The sequence below is a fragment of the Nonomuraea sp. NPDC049709 genome (genome assembly GCF_040674815.1).
Taxonomy (GTDB): domain Bacteria; phylum Actinomycetota; class Actinomycetes; order Streptosporangiales; family Streptosporangiaceae; genus Nonomuraea.
This window is the reverse complement of record NZ_JBFANM010000008.1, coordinates 66,114-81,771: the sequence shown is the minus strand read 5'-3', so window position 1 is coordinate 81,771 and position 15,658 is coordinate 66,114. Positions and strand designations below refer to the sequence as shown.

13 protein-coding genes are annotated in these 15,658 nt (G+C 70.7%); 3 read left to right on the top strand and 10 right to left on the bottom strand.

Annotated elements, in window-relative coordinates; all coding sequences use genetic code 11:
* Positions 1 to 8: 8 nt before the first annotated feature.
* The 10 genes from AB0J69_RS09945 to AB0J69_RS09900 form a co-directional block, all read right to left on the bottom strand.
* Entirely contained in the window at positions 9 to 884 is an 876-nt protein-coding gene (locus tag AB0J69_RS09945) for an ATP-binding cassette domain-containing protein (protein WP_364114880.1), read from the bottom strand.
* Positions 884 to 1,825 carry an ABC transporter ATP-binding protein gene (locus AB0J69_RS09940; protein WP_364114878.1) on the bottom strand — a complete coding sequence of 314 codons (942 nt, stop codon included), beginning with the start codon at positions 1,823 to 1,825 and terminating at the stop codon, positions 884 to 886. Before AB0J69_RS09940 ends, AB0J69_RS09945 begins: the two co-directional genes overlap by 1 nt.
* A complete protein-coding gene (locus AB0J69_RS09935; protein ID WP_364114876.1) occupies positions 1,822 to 2,706 on the bottom strand; it encodes an ABC transporter permease in 885 nt (294 codons plus the stop codon). Before AB0J69_RS09935 ends, AB0J69_RS09940 begins: the two co-directional genes overlap by 4 nt.
* Positions 2,707 to 2,770: 64 nt before the next feature.
* Positions 2,771 to 3,766: an ABC transporter permease gene (locus AB0J69_RS09930; protein WP_364114874.1), complete on the bottom strand. Its 996-nt coding sequence runs from the start codon at positions 3,764 to 3,766 to the stop codon at positions 2,771 to 2,773.
* Between the two features lie 79 nt (positions 3,767 to 3,845).
* Positions 3,846 to 5,603, bottom strand: a complete 1,758-nt coding sequence (locus tag AB0J69_RS09925) for an ABC transporter substrate-binding protein (RefSeq protein ID WP_364114872.1) — start codon at positions 5,601 to 5,603, stop codon at positions 3,846 to 3,848.
* Between the two features lie 382 nt (positions 5,604 to 5,985).
* Positions 5,986 to 6,561, bottom strand: coding sequence for a hypothetical protein (locus AB0J69_RS09920; protein ID WP_364114870.1), 576 nt, complete (start codon positions 6,559 to 6,561; stop codon positions 5,986 to 5,988).
* 142 nt (positions 6,562 to 6,703) lie between these two features.
* Positions 6,704 to 7,303, bottom strand: coding sequence for a response regulator transcription factor (locus tag AB0J69_RS09915; protein WP_364114868.1), 600 nt, complete (start codon positions 7,301 to 7,303; stop codon positions 6,704 to 6,706).
* A complete protein-coding gene (locus tag AB0J69_RS09910) occupies positions 7,300 to 8,412 on the bottom strand; it encodes a histidine kinase (RefSeq protein WP_364114866.1) in 1,113 nt (370 codons plus the stop codon). Before AB0J69_RS09910 ends, AB0J69_RS09915 begins: the two co-directional genes overlap by 4 nt.
* Positions 8,409 to 9,515, bottom strand: a complete 1,107-nt coding sequence (locus AB0J69_RS09905; protein ID WP_364114864.1) for a histidine kinase — start codon at positions 9,513 to 9,515, stop codon at positions 8,409 to 8,411. The genes AB0J69_RS09910 and AB0J69_RS09905 overlap by 4 nt, the downstream gene beginning before the upstream one ends.
* Positions 9,516 to 9,567: 52 nt before the next feature.
* Positions 9,568 to 10,566: a hypothetical protein gene (locus tag AB0J69_RS09900; RefSeq protein ID WP_364114862.1), complete on the bottom strand. Its 999-nt coding sequence runs from the start codon at positions 10,564 to 10,566 to the stop codon at positions 9,568 to 9,570.
* Positions 10,567 to 10,684: 118 nt separating this feature from the next.
* Between AB0J69_RS09900 and AB0J69_RS09895 the strand changes: the two genes are divergently transcribed.
* The 3 genes from AB0J69_RS09895 to AB0J69_RS09885 are packed head-to-tail and all read left to right on the top strand — an operon-like array spanning position 10,685 to position 15,616.
* Positions 10,685 to 11,599 carry an LLM class F420-dependent oxidoreductase gene (locus tag AB0J69_RS09895; RefSeq protein ID WP_364114860.1) on the top strand — a complete coding sequence of 305 codons (915 nt, stop codon included), beginning with the start codon at positions 10,685 to 10,687 and terminating at the stop codon, positions 11,597 to 11,599.
* A gap of 44 nt (positions 11,600 to 11,643) precedes the next feature.
* Complete coding sequence (locus AB0J69_RS09890) at positions 11,644 to 13,173, top strand: 3' terminal RNA ribose 2'-O-methyltransferase Hen1 (protein WP_364114858.1); 1,530 nt, start codon at positions 11,644 to 11,646, stop codon at positions 13,171 to 13,173.
* On the top strand, positions 13,157 to 15,616 hold the full coding sequence (locus AB0J69_RS09885) for a polynucleotide kinase-phosphatase (RefSeq protein WP_364114856.1): 2,460 nt from the start codon (positions 13,157 to 13,159) through the stop codon (positions 15,614 to 15,616). Before AB0J69_RS09890 ends, AB0J69_RS09885 begins: the two co-directional genes overlap by 17 nt.
* Positions 15,617 to 15,658 lie beyond the last annotated feature (42 nt).

Here is a 15,658-nt window from a genome sequence, read left to right as displayed (position 1 = left end):
AGATCTCCTCAGCAGGTCGCGAGCCGGGCGCAGGCCACGAAGTGGCCGGGTTCGGCCTCCACCAGGCCGCCGGACGCCCCTCGCTCGTGGTACAGGCAGGTCTCCACCGGCAGGGCATCGTCCCACGCCTCGTGCAGGCGCGGCACGGCCGACAGCAGCTCGCGCGTGTACGGGTGCAGCGGATCCCCGAAGACCCGATCGGTCAGCCCCATCTCCACCACGCTCCCCTTGCGCAGCACCACCGTGCGCTCGGCGAGGTAGTTGCCCAGGGACAGGTCGTGCGTGATGTAGAGGACGCTCAGCCCCCTGCCCTTGAGCTCGGCCAGCAGGTTGAGCACGTCGATGCGGGTGGAGGCGTCGAGCATGCTGGTGATCTCGTCGGCCACCAGCAGCTTCAGGTCCAGCAGCAGCGCGCGGGCGATGAGCAGCCGCTGGAGCTGCCCGCCGCTGAGCTGGTGGGGGTACTTGCCGAGCACCTGGTCGGGGCTGAGCCGCACGTCGCGCAGGGAGGTGGCCACCCGGTCGGCCCATTGGGCCTCGGGCACGGCCGGATAGTACGCCTCCCTGATCATGGCGAACACCCGGTCGGCCTTGAACACCGGGTTGAAGGAGCTGAACGGGTCCTGGAAGATGCCCTGGACGTGCCGGTAGTACGCCTTGCCCGCCCGTACCGGCAGGCCGTCGAAGGTGATCGAGCCGCTGGTGACCGGGTTCAGGCCGAGGATCATCCGGCCGATCGTGCTCTTGCCGCTGCCGCTCTCGCCGATCAGCGAGACGACCTCGCCGGGGACGACCTCGAAGCTCACCCCCCGCACGGCCGCGACGCTCTTGCCGCCGAAGGCGCCGACCCTGAATTCCTTGGTGACGTCGTCGAGTCTCAGCATCAGGCCTTCCAGCAGGCTACGTGGTGGCCGGGGGCGAGCTCGGCCACGGGCGGGTCCTCGGCGCACTCCTCGCCCGCGATCGGGCAGCGGTCGCGGAAGCGGCAGCCAATGGGCGGGTTCAGCAGCGACGGCGGGCTGCCGGCGATGCCTTCGAGCCTGCGGTCGGCGTAGCGGACGCCGACCGCGGGCAGGGAGTCGAGCAGCAGCCGGGTGTACGGGTGCCGCGGCGCCTTGACGATCACGTCGGCGGGGGCCTTCTCGGCCAGCCGGCCGGCGTACATGACCATGATCGTGTCGGCGATGTGGTGGGTGAGGGCGAGGTCGTGCGTGACGAAGATCATGCTCTTCACGTAGCCGCTGTCGCGGAAGCCGAGCAGGGCGCGGGCGACGGCCTTCTGGGTGGAGACGTCGAGCGCGGAGGTGACCTCGTCCGCGATCAGCAGGGACGGGTCCAGCAGGGTGGAGATGACCATCACCATGCGCTGCTTCATGCCGCCCGACAGCTCGATCGGGTAGCGGTCGAGCACCTCGCGGGGCAGGCCGACCTGGTCCATCCGGCGTCCGAGCTCGGCGGCGTCGAGGGTCGCGCCCCTCGATCTGAGGAGCTCGGTGACCATTCTGCGGATCTTGCGAGTGGGGTTGAGCGCGCTCATGGCGTACTGGGGGATGAGGGAGACCTCGCGGAAGCGGAAGTCGTTCATCCTGCGGTCGTCGTCGATGGGCAGCTCGTGGCCGTCGAGCACGACCGTGCCGCCCACGCGGCGCATGCGGCTGTCCATGCGGATCAGGGACTTGCCCAGGGTGCTCTTGCCGCAGCCCGACTCGCCGACCAGGCCGAGGATCTCGCCGTCGCGCATTTCGAAGGACATGCCGTCGAGCGCGCGCACGTCGCCCTTGAGCGTCCTGTAGTGCACCCGCAGCTCGCTGACCTGCAGACTCATGTCTCCCTCAGTTTCGGGTTGAAGACCTCGTCGAGCCCGACGTTGGCCACGTACAGGGCGCCCACGATGGCGGTGATGGCCGCCCCCGGCGGCACGAACCACCACCACATGCCGAGCTGGAGGGCGCTCCACTGGCTGGCGTTCTGCAACATCAGGCCGAGCGAGACCCCGTCGGTGGGACCGAGGCCGATGAAGTCCAGCGAGGAGGCGATGAGCACCGAGCCGCCGAACAGCAGGATGAACGTCATGAACAGGTAGGAGCTCATGTTCGGCGCGACCTCGCGGGCGATGATCTTGCCGGTACCGGCGCCGCTCATCCTGGCCAGGTCCACGAACTCGCGCGTGCGCAGCGAGAACGTCTGCGCCCGGATCGCCCGCGCCGCCCACGGCCACTGCGTCAGCCCGATGAACAGGCCCTGCACCGCCACGCTGCGGATGCCCAGGTACGCGTTGATGATCAGCAGCACGGCCAGGGTGGGGATGACCAGGATGACGTTGGTCAGCATGTTGAGGATCTCGTCCACCACGCCGCCCCGGTAGCCGGCCACGAAGCCGACGAGCATGCCGATGACGGCCGCGATGCCGCCGCCGATCACCCCGACCACGAACGTGCTGCGCAGGCCGTGCACGAACTGGAGGAAGACGTCCTGGCCGAACGTGGTGGTGCCGAACCAGTTCTCGGCCGAGGGCGGGCTCATGGGGCGGGGGCCGTACTCGTTGGGGGTGCCGCCGGTCAGCAGCGGCCCGACCAGGCCGAGCACCAGCAGCGTGAGCACGATGCCGAACCCGGTGACCAGCTTGCCGTTGCGCACCGCGAAGTAGAGCGCCTCACGGCGCACCCCGGCCCGCTCGCGTGGCTCCACTTCCTGTAGAGCGGTCATGAGGCCTCCTTCGTCGGACTCATGACCAAGGTGCTGTGTCTATTGATGACCTCGACAAGCTCGGTCATGCCTGCGCACCCGCCATTCCCGCCCTGGTCCGCGGATCGACCACGACGTAGACGATGTCGATGATGAAGTTGGCGATCAGCACGCCGAGCACGATGAACAGGAACGTGCCCTGGAGAAGGAAGAAGTCCTTGTTCTGGATGGCCTTGAGGATCAGGCTGCCCAGGCCCGGATAGGCGAAGACGATCTCGGTGACCAGCGCCCCGGCCACCAGGACGCCCAGCTGCAGGGCCAGCCCGGTGATCTGGGGCAGGACGGCGTTGCGGAAGGCGTACCTGCGGATGAGCCTGCTGGGCGCGCCGAGCGCGGCCAGGTAGTTGGAGTAGTCTGACTCCAGCTCATAGATGATCATGTTGCGCATGCCGATGGCCCAGCCGCCCAGCGCCACCAGGAAGAGCGACAGGAACGGCAGCGTCCAGTGGTGCAGCAGGTCGAGCAGGAACGTCCACGACCAGTTGGGCCGCATCGAGAAGCTGTAGCCGCCGGCCACCGGGAACCATCCGAGGATCACGCCGAACCCCCAGGCCAGGAGCACGGCCAGCCACATGTACGGCATCGCCGTCAGCACGTAGCCCACCGGGAGCACGGTGTTGTCGAGCAGCTTGCGGCGGGCGGCGTACGCGCCGAACTGGTTGCCCACCACCCAGCTCAGCAGCACCGACGGGACGATCAGCGCCAGCGTGTACGGCACCGCCCGCGTGATCACGTCGCTCACCGGGGTCGGGAACAGCCAGATGCTGATCCCGAAGTCCCCCCGGAACAGCGCGCCCCAGAAGTTGACGTACTGCTGCCACAGCGGCTGGTCGAGGCCGAACAGGTTGTTGTAGTAGGCCCGCATGGCCTCGACGGCCTGGGCGTTGGTGACGTTGGCCCGCGCGATCATGCTGGCCACCGGGTCGCCCGGCATGAAGCGCGGGATCATCCAGTTGACCGTGACGGCGACGAAGAAGGTCAATCCGTAGATGAGCAGTTTTCTGCCGAAATATCGACGCACGTGATTCTCTCCGGGAAGGACCCTCCGCCCCCTGCGGCGTTCCGGGGGCGGAGGGACAGGGGTTCGTCCGGTCGGATCGTTACGAGCCCGAGGGCTGCAACTGGGTGAGCGTCTCGAAACCGCCCAGTTCGAGCCAGTTGCGCCACATCACGGCGCCGGTCTTGGGCGCGCTGCCGGCCGCGGCCGGCCAGTTCTTCCACACCTGCGTGCTGGACTGCGCCCACAGGCCGTTGTACCAGAGCGGGATGACCGGCATGTCGTCCAGATGGATCTGCTGGAGCTGGGAGATGATCTTCTGCATGCCGGCGGTGTCGTCGGTCTTGACCTGGTCGAGCTGCTGGACGAGGTCCCAGGCCTTGTCGTTCTTGTAGCGGGCGAAGTTGACGGTGTTCTGCTGCTTCTGGACGGGCAGCTGGAACATGTACTCGTAGTAGGTGTACGGGGAGTTCGAGAGCTGCCGCTCGTTGTTGATGAGCAGGTCGAAGTCGCCCTTGGCGCGCCTCTCGACCAGCGCGTTGAAGTCGGGGAAGTCGGGCGTGATCTGGATGCCCGCGGTCTTGGCGCTGGCGGCGATCGACCTGGCCGACTCCATCCAGTCGGTCCAGCCCGAGGGCACGATGAGGGTCAGGCTGACCTTCGAGCCGTCCTTGTTCTCCACGTACCCGTCGCCGTCGCCGTCCTTGTACCCGGCGTCGGCCAGCAGCTTCTTGGCCTTGGCCGCGTCGAACGTGAAGCCCGAGGCCGAGACCACGCTCTGGTCCACGAACTTGTCCCACTGCGGCAGCAGGCCGGTCGGGCTGGCGGCCTTGACGAGGTTGCCGTACACACCTTCGACGATCTTCTTGACGTCGACGGAGGCGGCCAGCGCCTTGCGGAAGGCCGGGTCGTCCATCGGCTTCTTCGTCGTGTTGGGCACCAGCCAGGCGGTGTTGGCCGACAGCATGTACGGGGGCTCGTTGTAGTAGGTCGTCAGGCCGAAGTTGCCCTTGACCAGGTTGGCGACGCCGGGCAGGAAGTTGTTGCTGAGGTCCAGCCCCTTCTGCAGCAGCATGCCCATCGCGACCTCGTTGCTCGGGGTGGCGATGTCGACGATGTAGCGCGGCTTGGGCTCCATGCTCAGGGCCGTCTTGCCCCACCAGTCGTCACGGCGCTGCAGGACCACGCGGTCCTGGTCCTTGCTCATGAACTTGTACGCGCCCGTGCCCACCGGGTTCTCGTTGATCCCGTCGAGCACCTCCTTCTCGGAGCGGCCCTTCCAGATGTGCTCGGGGACGATCGAGCGGCTGTACAGGTTGAAGTCCCACTGCTGGTAGTTGGCCTTGGAGAAGGTGAACTTCACGGTCTGGTCGTCGGTGGCCTCGACCGACTTCAGCCACTCCCACAGGTGGTGGTACGGGATGGTCTCCATCTTGCCGAGCTCGAAGGAGAAGACGACGTCCTTGGCGGTGAAGGGCTGGCCGTCCGACCACTTGATCCCCGGGCGGAGCTTGAGCTCGAAGGTGGTGTCGTCGGCCCACGCGCCGCTCTCGGCCAGCCACGGCTTGAGCTTGGCCGCGGTGGTGTCGTAGTGGAAGAGCGTCTCGTACACCAGGCCCTTGGTGCCGACGGCCGAGTCCCATTCCCTGATCGGGTTGAAGTTGGCCGGCGGGCCCCACTGGGTGCCGGTGGTGTAGATCGTCTCGTTGCGCGGCAGCTGGTCGGGGTTGGCGCTGGCCACCGCGCCCTGGCTCTGCGGCTGTGAGGCCGGCGGGGTCGGCGTGGACCCGCCGCCGGTGCAGGCCGAGGCGAGCAGGCCCGCCGCCACGAGCGGGATCAGGATCCGAGCCCGGTTACGCATCGCTTCTCTCCTTCCTCCGCGCCCCGCGGCGCGAAGGTACGCACGTATGTCAGACACCCCGATGGACCGGCTCCGGCCGACACCTCCTGGGAGCGCTCCCAGACCTGACACAAAGACAGGCTCCCGCCCGGTGACCGTTCACTACGTCAATCTGCTGAACCGGATAAGTACCGCGAACGTAAATTCCGCGTGTCCACCCCGTCAAGAGTCGTGACGCTTTCGAGACGTGGCCCGCAAACGCTCTCACGCCTCCTGGACTAACCGGTTCAACGAGGCGAACCCGTACCGCGGTCAGCCGTCCTCCGCCTACGTCAGCTGCTGAAACCCGTGGTGCTCCCCGGCGGGCACGCGTGGCCTGCCGGGGAGCACCCAGGCGGTCGATCTACTCGCAGTCGGTCAGGATCTCGGCGTCGCACTTGTCGACGCCGTCACCGCCGTTGGCGCTGTCCGTGCCGGCGCCGCCGAGCAGGACGTCGTTCCCCGCCAGCCCGGCGAGCCGGTCGTCGCCGTCGTCGCCGGAGGCCATGTCCGTGTCCAGCCCGCCGATGAACATGTCCGCGCCCGGCCCGAGGACGACCCTCGACCGCAGCGTGGTCCGGTTGCGCAGCGTGTCGTCGCCGGCCGCCGTGTTCGCCGAGATGGTGGTGATGCCCGCGGCCGGGCAGACCGCCTCGTTCTTGGCCACCGCCACGCACGGCGCGGCCGGGATGACCAGGTCGCCGTTGTTCCGGACGACCAGCCGGCCGCCCACCTGCGAGACCAGGAGGTCGTCGGACACGCCTCCCGAGGTGATCTGCAGCACCGCGCCCGACACGCTCACGTTGGTGGTGGCGTGGGCGGGCCCGGCGACGGCGATCAGCGCGGCCGCCAGCGCCGCCCCTGCCGTCAGCGCGCGCACCCCGTGCCTGCGCAGGACAGTGGCCCTGGAGCGCCTCTCGGTCCCCCGTGTCGTACTCATGAGTTCCCCTCTGTCGGATGACAGGCCGCCGGGATCGGCGGCCGAGGACGAGTACAGCGCGGGAACCGCCCGGTGTTCAGTGCCGGAGCGGACAGCGTTTGTGTGCCGTTCTACGTGTCTTTTCGGGGCCTCTTCCGGGAGGTCAGAGCCAGCCCATGCGCTGGGCCGTGCGGATGGCCTCCAGGCGGTTCTGGGCGTTGAGCTTGGTCATGGCGCTCGACAGGTAGTTGCGTACCGTGCCCTCGGTCAGGTGCAGCTCGGCGGCGATCCTGGAGATCGTGGCGCCGTCGCCGGCCAGGCGCAGCGCGTCGCGCTCGCGCTCGGTCAGCGGGCTGTCGCCGGCGGCCATCGCGGCCGCCGCCAGCTCGGCGTCCAGATAGCGGCCGCCGCCCTGGACCTTGCGGATGGCCATCGCCAGCTCCTCCGCCGAGGCGTCCTTGCCGAGGAAGCCGCTCACGCCCGCCGCCATGGCCCGGCGCAGGTAGCCGGGGCGGCCCAGGCTCGTCAGGATGACGATCTTGCACTGGGAGCTGATCTGCTCGGCCGCGCTCAGGCCGTCCATGCCCGGCATCTCGATGTCGAGCACGGCCACGTCGGGCCGGTGCTCGGCGACGGCGGCCATGACCTCGTCGCCGCGCCCCACCTGGGCGACGACCTCGATGCCGTCCTCCAGGTCGAGCAGGGCCGCGATGGCACCGCGGATCAGGTGCTCGTCGTCGGCCAGCAGCACGCGCGTGGTCATGCCGGCACCGCCGCCCGCAGCAGGTAGCGGCCCTCGTGGGTCGGCTCCGCCTCCAGGGTCCCGCCCGCCGCGCGCACCCGCTGCGCCAGCCCGGCCAGCCCGTTGGGGGCGTGCTCACCCACCGGCCCGCTCACCCCGTCGTTGGACATCTCCAGCACCCCATCCTCGATCGTGATCGTGCAGCGTTCGGCCCTGCTGTGCTTGAGCACGTTCGTCGCGCCCTCGCGTACGACGGTGGCCAGCAGCGTGCGCGTCTCGGGCGTCAGCGAGCCGGTCTCCGCGCGCACGGTGCAGCGCACGTCGGCCGCCTCCAGCACCGCCCGCACGCTGGCCAGGACCTCGTCCAGGTCCACGGCCCGGTAGTTCTGCACGACAGTGCGCACCTCGCGCAGCGACCGCCGGGCCAGGTCGCGCACCTCGAACATCTCGGCCGCGGCCGCCTCCCGGTCGGCGGGCAGGGTGTGCTCGGCGTGCTCCGTCCTCACCGCCACGTCGCTGAGGCTCTGTCCGAGCAGGTCGTTGAGATCGCGGGCGAAGCGCAGCCGCTCCTCCGAGACCGCCAGCCTGGCCAGCGCCTCCTCACCCTCGTGCGCCTCCCGGGTCAGGCGCCAGAGCGCCAGGTTGGCCCGCACCGCGCCCACGCTGACGACGGTGAACAGGGCCTGGACCGCCACCAGCAGGGCGATGTCCCACCCGCCGTCCCACCACATGTACAGGTTGGCCAGCACGATCGAGGCGGCGGACAGGACGACGGCCGCACGCAGGCGGACGAAGGGCGCCAGCAGCGCCATCCAGGTGGGGATCGCCCAGACCTGTGAGAACACGGTCAGCAGCACCAGGACGATCGCCCCGGTGACCGCCAGGATGGCGGTGGGCCGCGGGCCACCTCTGACGGCGATCCGGAACGGTCGCGTGCTGAGCACGTTGAAGGTCAGCAGCAGGGCGCACCCGGCCAGCACCTTGAGCACCGGGCCGCCCGCCTGCCAGCTCAGGTAGAAGCCGAGATATCCGAGGAGGGGGAACAGCAGGATGATGTCCGTGCAGTAGACGATCAGCCAGCGGACCTTGGTCAGCTTGGACGCGTTCCGCATCCGGTCGAACGCCTTCACGCCGGGACCGCCGCGCGCAGGAGGAACTCCCCGTCCGGCGTGGGCCCGGCGGTGACCGAGCCGCCCGCCGTAACCAGCCGTTCGGACAGGCCGCGCAGGCCGTTGCCGGGCGCCGCCGAATGCGCCGTCACGCCGTCGTTCCGGATCTCGAGCACGCCTCCGTCGATCCTGATCGCGCACCGCGTGGCCGTGCTGTGCTTGAGGACGTTCGTACCCCCCTCGCGCACCGCCCAGGCCAGCAACGCCCTGGCGGGTGGCGGCAGGTCGTCGACGCTGGCCTCGATCGCGCAGTCCGCGCCGGCCGCCTCGAGCGCGGCGCGCAGCCCCACGAGCTCCTCGTCCAGGTCGAGCTCCTGGTAGCCGTGCACCGCCTGCTGCACCTCGAACAACGACTCCCCGGCCAGCCTGCGCACCATGGCCATCTCTTCGGCAGCGCGGTCCACATCCTTGGTCGCGAGCTTGGCGGCCAGCTCGCTCTTCAGCGTGATGACCGACAGGCTGCGTCCGAGCAGGTCGTGCAGGTCGCGGGCGAAGCGCAGCCGCTCTTCCGCCACGGCCAGCCGGGCCCTGGCCTCGCGGCTCTTGTGAGCATCCCTGATCACCCACCAGAGCCAGCGCCACAACAGCATGGCCAGGATCATCATGACGGCGTTGAACGCCTCGGCGGCCAGGATGCCCGGCCATGACCGTCCGGTGATGAGGACGACGTAGACGGTGATCGCGGAGACCACCGTCGCGGACAGCCATACCGTCGTCCACGTCCTCAGGTGGAGCGCGGCCAGCGCCAGCCACAACATCGACGTGTCCACCCATACGGCCGTCGCGTCGCCCAGCTGCAGCATCAGCGCCACGGAGAACAGCCCCGCGATCAGCAGTCTCGGCGACGGCTTGGGGCGGTGTTCGAAGGCCGCCCTCAGGATGAGAGGGAAGAGCCCGAAGAAGCCGGCCAGCAGGACGAGGACGAGCACCATCTGCGGGATGGGGAGCCGGCCCTCCACCACCGCCGCGAGCGTGAGCACCACGTACATCAGGGCCACGAGCGCGACGGAACCGTCCATCCAGTAGAGCAGGATCTTCCTCGCGGTCTCCGGACGCGTCGCCATCACGCCCTCCCCTGCTGACTGAACAACCTCCCCGGTCAGCGAGATCCTATCTTCAGGGTGGACTTCGCCAAAGAATTCGTGACACGTCCGGCTTTGGCGTGACTCCCCGCAGTGACAACCATGCCAGCCCGTGACGGGCGGCGTACGCGGCCAGCTTGCGGGCGTCGAGCTCGGTCAGGTCGCCCTCGCCGGCCAGCACCGGGGTCAGCGCGATGCGCCGCCACGCCTCAGCGGGGTCCGCCAGGTCCTGGGCCAGCGCGATCTGCTCCCCGGCGGCCTCCACGGCCGTCGCCACCCGGCCCAGGCGCCCGCCCTCGGTGTCGCGGGGCTCGATGGGCGCCAGCAGGTTGACGGTGCCGATCTCCGCGCCCGCCTGGCGGGTGGCGCGCAACATCTCGACGTCGCCCGCGGCCAGCCCGTACCGGCGCAGCGGCAGCGTGAAGCTGACCCGCAGCGGCTGCTCGCGCTGCATGGCGTGGATGGCCCGCGCGCGGCGCAGCACGGCGGCCCGGTCGGCGCTGTCGCGGACCTCGAAGTCGATGCTGCCGGCGTCGAACGCCCCGACCACCCGGCGGTAGGCGGCGGCCAGGCCGCCCGGCCTGGTGCAGGTGGCGGCCAGCTCCTGGCCGGCGGGTCCGCCGAAGACCGGGGCGGCGTCGCCGCCCATCGCCCTGAGCCGGCCGATCCGGTTGGCCACCGGGTTCCGGCCGGGGTCGGCGAGGCCGCTCCACTTGGGGGCGCAGCCGTCGCCGCCCGCGACGAGGTGGCCGAGGGCGTAGCGGCGCACTCCGGTGCGGCGGGAGTCGGCCGGCAGGTCGAAGGCGGGCTCGCGGGCGGTGTCGACGAACGCCACGAACGCGGCGGCCGGTTGCTCCGCCGTCGCGGGCGGAGGCTTGGCGGGAGCCCGCGCGGCCGGCGGGCGCGCGGGCGGCGGAGCCGCTCCCGCGGGGAGCAGGTGGATCGCCGCCGCGGTGGCGGCGGTGAGGGCGAGCGCGCCGAGAACGGCGAGCGGACGCGGGAGCGTACCGGGCTCCCTCCTGTGCCGAGGCATGGGCCACCCCAGGTGGTCGATCGGCTACAAACGGCCTGGCGGGTGAACGCTAGCAAGCCCGTACGGCGTGGCGCGGGCCTTTTCCGGTTCGCGTCCGTTGTGTGCGGATAATGTGCTCATGAAGCTGCGGATCTTCACCGAGCCCCAGCAGGGCGCGACCTATGACGACCTGCTCGCCGTCGCTCAGGCCACCGAACGGCTGGGTTTCGATGCTTTCTTCCGGTCTGACCACTACCAGCGCCTCGATCCGGGTGACCCGGGCCCCGGCTCGACCGACGCGTGGATCACGCTGGCCGGCCTGGCGAGGGACACCTCCACGATCCGGCTGGGCACGCTGGTGACGCCGGCCACGTTCCGGTTGCCGGGGCCGCTGGCGATCAGCGTGGCGACGGTGGACCGGATGAGCGGTGGCCGGGTGGAGCTGGGCTTCGGCACCGGCTGGCACGACGGCGAGCATTCCTCGTACGGCATCCCGTTCCCGCCGCTGGGTGAGCGGTTCGGGCGGTTCGAGGAGCAGTTGGAGATCATCACCGGCCTGTGGACGGCGGAGAAGGGCTATTCCTTCGAGGGCCGCTACTACCGGCTGGCCGACTCCCCCGCGCTGCCCAAGCCGGCCCAGCGGCCAAGGCCGCCGCTGATCATCGGTGGCCTCGGGACCAAGCGCACGCCGAGGCTGGCGGCGACGTACGCGGACGAGTACAACGTGCCGTTCCACACGCCGGCCGACACCGGTGCGGCGTTCGTGCGGGTGCGGCAGGCGTGCGAGGCGACCGGCCGTACGCTGCTGCTGTCGGCGGCGCAGACCGTCGTGGTCGGGGCGGACCGGGCGGAGGTCGAGCGGCGCGCGGCCGCCATCGGCGAGAACCCCGTCACCCTGCGCGAGCACGGCCTGGCCGGCACGCCGGCCGAGGTGCTGGACAAGCTCGGCAAGCTCGCCGAGCTGGGCGCCGATCGGGTCTACCTGCAGATCATGGACCTGAGCGATCTGGAGCACCTGGAGCTGATCGCCGCCGAGGTGCTGCCGCACGTGTAGTAATCGAATAGCGGCGCTTTGCGGGGTTACGGCAGACTTGGGGGGTGCTGCTGACGATCTCCACCACCGCCCGGCCCGCCACAGACCTGGGCTTTCTCCTGCACAAGCATCCAGAGCGGGTGCAGGAGTTCAGCCAGTCGTTCGGGACGGCCACGGTGTTCTACCCCGAGGCGGGCGACGCGCGCTGCACGGCGGCGCTCATGCTTCAGGTGGACCCGATCGCGCTGGTCAGGTCGCGCGGCAAGAACTCGCCCGACTTCAGCCTCTCCCAGTACGTCAACGACCGGCCCTACGCGGCCTCCTCGCTGCTGGCCGTGGCGCTGGCCGACGTGTTCCGCACCGCGCGGGCGGGCCGCTGCAAGGCCCGTCCCGAGCTGCCCGGCACGTCGCTGCCGCTGGAGCTGCGCCTGCCCGCGCTCCCCTGCCGGGGCGGTCCCGAGCTGGCGCGGCGGTTGTTCGAGCCGCTCGGCTGGGAGGTGGACGCGCGGCCGGTGCCGCTGGACGAGGGCTTCCCCGACTGGGGTGATTCCCGCTATGTCGGGCTCTCCCTGCGCGGGACCACCCGCCTGCAGGACGCGCTCAACCACCTGTACGTCCTGCTGCCCGTGCTCGACGACGGCAAGCACTACTGGATCGCGCCCGACGAGGTGGACAAGCTGATCAGGGCCGGTGAGGGCTGGCTGCACGGCCATCCCGAGCGCGGTCTGATCACGCGGCGCTACCTGGGGCGGCGCTGGGCCCTGGCCCGCACCGCGCTGGCCCGGCTGGCCGAGCTGGGCGACGAGACCGAGGAGCGGCTGGAGCCCGCGGTCGAGGAGGAGGCCCCCGCCGACGTGACCGCCGCCGACGAGGCCGCCGCCGCGGAGGCCGAAGCCCAGGAGGACGAGGCGCGGGAGGGCGAGGCGCGGGAGGGCGAGGCGCGGGAGGGCGAGGCTCCGGTTCCCGGGCAGGGTGAGGTGCCCAAGCCGAAGGCGCTCAACGTGCGGCGGCGCGAGGCCGTGCTGGCCAAGCTGGAGCAGCTCGGCGCGGCCAGCGTGATCGACCTCGGCTGCGGCCAGGGCGAGCTGGTCGGCGCGCTGCTGGCCAGGCCCCGCTTCACCAGGGTCGGCGGCATGGACGTCTCCTCGATGGCGCTCACCATCGCCGCCCGCAAGCTGCGCCTGGAGCGCATGCCCGACGCCAAGCGCGCCCGGCTCACCCTGTTCCAGGGCGCGCTGACGTACGCCGACAAGCGCCTGGCCGGCTACGACGCCGCCGTCCTCATGGAGGTGATCGAGCACGTCGACCCGCCCCGGCTGGCCGCGCTCGAACGCGTCGTGTTCGACCGCGCCCGGCCCCGGCACGTGCTCGTCACCACCCCCAACATCGAGCACAACGTCCGCTACGAGTTCCTGACCGGCCTGCGCCACCCCGACCACCGCTTCGAGTGGACCCGCGCCGAGTTCGCCGCCTGGGCCCAGCGGGTGGCCGGCCAGTTCGGCTACCAGGTCGCCGTCGAGCCGGTCGGCGACGACGACCCCGAAGTCGGCCCGCCCACCCAGATGGGAGTGTTCACCCGTGATCAGCGTTCCTGAGCTCTCCCTCGTGGTGCTCGTCGGCGTGTCCGGCAGCGGCAAGTCCACGTTCGCGAGCAGGCACTTCAAGCCCACCCAGGTCATCTCCTCCGACTTCTGCCGCGGCCTGGTCTCCGACGACGAGAACGACCAGGCGGCCACCCCGGCGGCCTTCGACCTGCTGCACCACATCGTCGGCGTGCGCCTGGCCAGGGGCCTGCTCACCGTGGTCGACGCCACCAACGTCCAGTACGCCGCCCGCAAGAGCCTCATCGACCTGGCCAGGAAGCACGACGTGCTGGCCGACGCGATCGTCCTCGACGTGCCGGAGGAGGTGGCCATCGAGCGCAACGCCACCCGCCCCGACCGCGACTTCGGTCCCGGCGTGGTGATCCGGCAGCGCAAGGACCTGCGCCGCTCGCTCGGCAAGATCTCCAACGACGGCTTCCGGCGGGTGCACGTGCTGCGCGGCCTGGAGGAGGTCGACCAGGCCGCGATCACGTACGAGAAGGCGTGGTCCGACAAGACCGAGCTGACCGGCCCGTTCGACATCATCGGCGACGTGCACGGCTGCCGCTCCGAGCTGGAGACGCTGCTGCGCGAGCTCGGCTGGCAGGGCCTGCGCCACCCCGCGGGCCGCACCGCGGTGTTCGTCGGCGACCTGGTGGACCGCGGCCCGGACACGCCGGGTGTGCTGCGCCTGGTCATGGACATGGTCGAGGCGGGCACCGCGATCTGCGTGGCCGGCAACCACGAGCAGAAGCTGGTGCGCGCGCTCAACGGCCGCCAGGTCAAGACCGCGCACGGCCTGCAGGAGTCGCTCGACCAGCTCGCCGCGCAGCCGCCCGAGTTCGTGGAGCGGGCCAGGGTGTTCATGGACGGGCTGCTCAGCCACTACCGGCTGGACGGCGGCCGGCTGGTCGTCGCGCACGCGGGCCTGAAGGAGGCCTACCACGGCCGCGCCTCCGGCCGCGTACGCGCGTTCGCCCTGTACGGCGACACCACCGGCGAGACCGACGAGTACGGCCTGCCGGTCCGCTACCCCTGGGCCGACGAATACCGCGGCCGCGCCATGGTCGTCTACGGCCACACCCCGACCACCCGGCCGGAGTGGGTCAACAACACGATCTGCCTCGACACCGGTGCCGTGTTCGGCGGTCACCTGACCGCGCTGCGCTACCCGGAGCGGCAGATCGTCCAGGTCCCGGCCGAGAAGGTCTGGTACGAGCCGGCCAAGCCGCTGTCCGCCACGGGCCGCGACCCCGGCATGCTCGACATCGGCGACGTGATCGGCACCCGGCACGTCGAGACCAGGTTCGGCTCCCGGGTCAAGGTCATGGAGCAGAACGCCGCCGCCGCGCTGGAGGTCATGAGCCGGTTCGCGGTGGACCCGCGCTGGCTGGTCTACCTGCCGCCGACCATGGCCCCGCCGGAGACCTCCAAGCTCGACGGCTACCTGGAGCACCCGCACGAGGCGTTCGAGGAGTTCGCCGCCGCCGGGGTGCGCGAGGTCGTGTGCGAGGAGAAGCACATGGGCTCGCGGGCCGTGGCCGTGCTGGCCAGGACGCCCGAGGTGGCCGCGGCCAGGTTCGGGGTGGACGACGGGAGCGCGGGCGCGATCTACACGCGTACCGGGCGGCCGTTCTTCGCCGACACCGCGCCGCTGGTCGACCGGCTGCGCGCGGCGTGCGAGCCGCTCTGGGCCGAGCTCGGCTCCGACTGGGTGGTGCTCGACTGTGAGCTGCTGCCCTGGTCGGCGAAGGCCGGCGAGCTGATCAGGTCGCAGTACGCCTCCGTCGGGGCGGCCGCCCGCGCCGCGCTGCCCGAGGCGGTCTCGGCCCTTGAGGCGGCGGCCGGGCGCGGGCTGGGTGTGAGCGATCTGCTGGACCGCACCCGACGCCGCCTCGACAACGCTGCCCTGTTCCGCGACGCTTACGCACGCTACTGCTGGCCGGTCGACGGCCTGGAGGGGATCCGGGTCGCGCCGTTCCAGATCCTGGCCTGCGAAGGGCGGGCCACGGCGCTGGAGCCGCACGCCTGGCACCTGTCCACGCTGGGGCTGCTGGACTCGCCGCTGATCACCGGCACCCGGCACGTCTTCGTCACGCTGGACTCCCCCGAGTCCAGGGCCGAGGCGACGGCCTGGTGGGAGTCGATGACGGCGGCCGGCGGCGAGGGCATGGTGGTCAAGCCGGCCGCGTACACGCCGGGCCGGGTGCAGCCGGGGGTCAAAGTGCGCGGGCGTGAATACCTGCGCATCATCTACGGCCCCGACTACACCGAGTCGCTCGACGTGCTGCGCCGGCGCTTCCTCGGCAAGAAGCGCTCGATGGCGTTGCGCGAGTACGTCCTCGGCCTCGAGGCGCTGTCGCGGCTGGCGGAGGGCGAGGCGGGCTGGCGGGTGCACGAGCCGGTGTTCGCCGTGCTCGCGCTGGAATCGGAGCCCGTCGACCCGCGGCTCTGATGGGCATACAAGGGTGATCAGCGGGTAGTTCCCCGACCATTC

Coding starts and splice junctions, on each gene's coding strand:
- AB0J69_RS09935 (WP_364114876.1), bottom strand. CDS start 2,706: ATGACCGCTCTACAGGAAGTGGAGCCACGCGAGCGGGCCGGGGTGCGC.
- AB0J69_RS09900 (WP_364114862.1), bottom strand. CDS start 10,566: ATGCCTCGGCACAGGAGGGAGCCCGGTACGCTCCCGCGTCCGCTCGCC.
- AB0J69_RS09940 (WP_364114878.1), bottom strand. CDS start 1,825: ATGAGTCTGCAGGTCAGCGAGCTGCGGGTGCACTACAGGACGCTCAAG.
- AB0J69_RS09920 (WP_364114870.1), bottom strand. CDS start 6,561: ATGAGTACGACACGGGGGACCGAGAGGCGCTCCAGGGCCACTGTCCTG.
- AB0J69_RS09895 (WP_364114860.1), top strand. CDS start 10,685: ATGAAGCTGCGGATCTTCACCGAGCCCCAGCAGGGCGCGACCTATGAC.
- AB0J69_RS09945 (WP_364114880.1), bottom strand. CDS start 884: ATGCTGAGACTCGACGACGTCACCAAGGAATTCAGGGTCGGCGCCTTC.
- AB0J69_RS09905 (WP_364114864.1), bottom strand. CDS start 9,515: ATGGCGACGCGTCCGGAGACCGCGAGGAAGATCCTGCTCTACTGGATG.
- AB0J69_RS09925 (WP_364114872.1), bottom strand. CDS start 5,603: ATGCGTAACCGGGCTCGGATCCTGATCCCGCTCGTGGCGGCGGGCCTG.
- AB0J69_RS09915 (WP_364114868.1), bottom strand. CDS start 7,303: ATGACCACGCGCGTGCTGCTGGCCGACGACGAGCACCTGATCCGCGGT.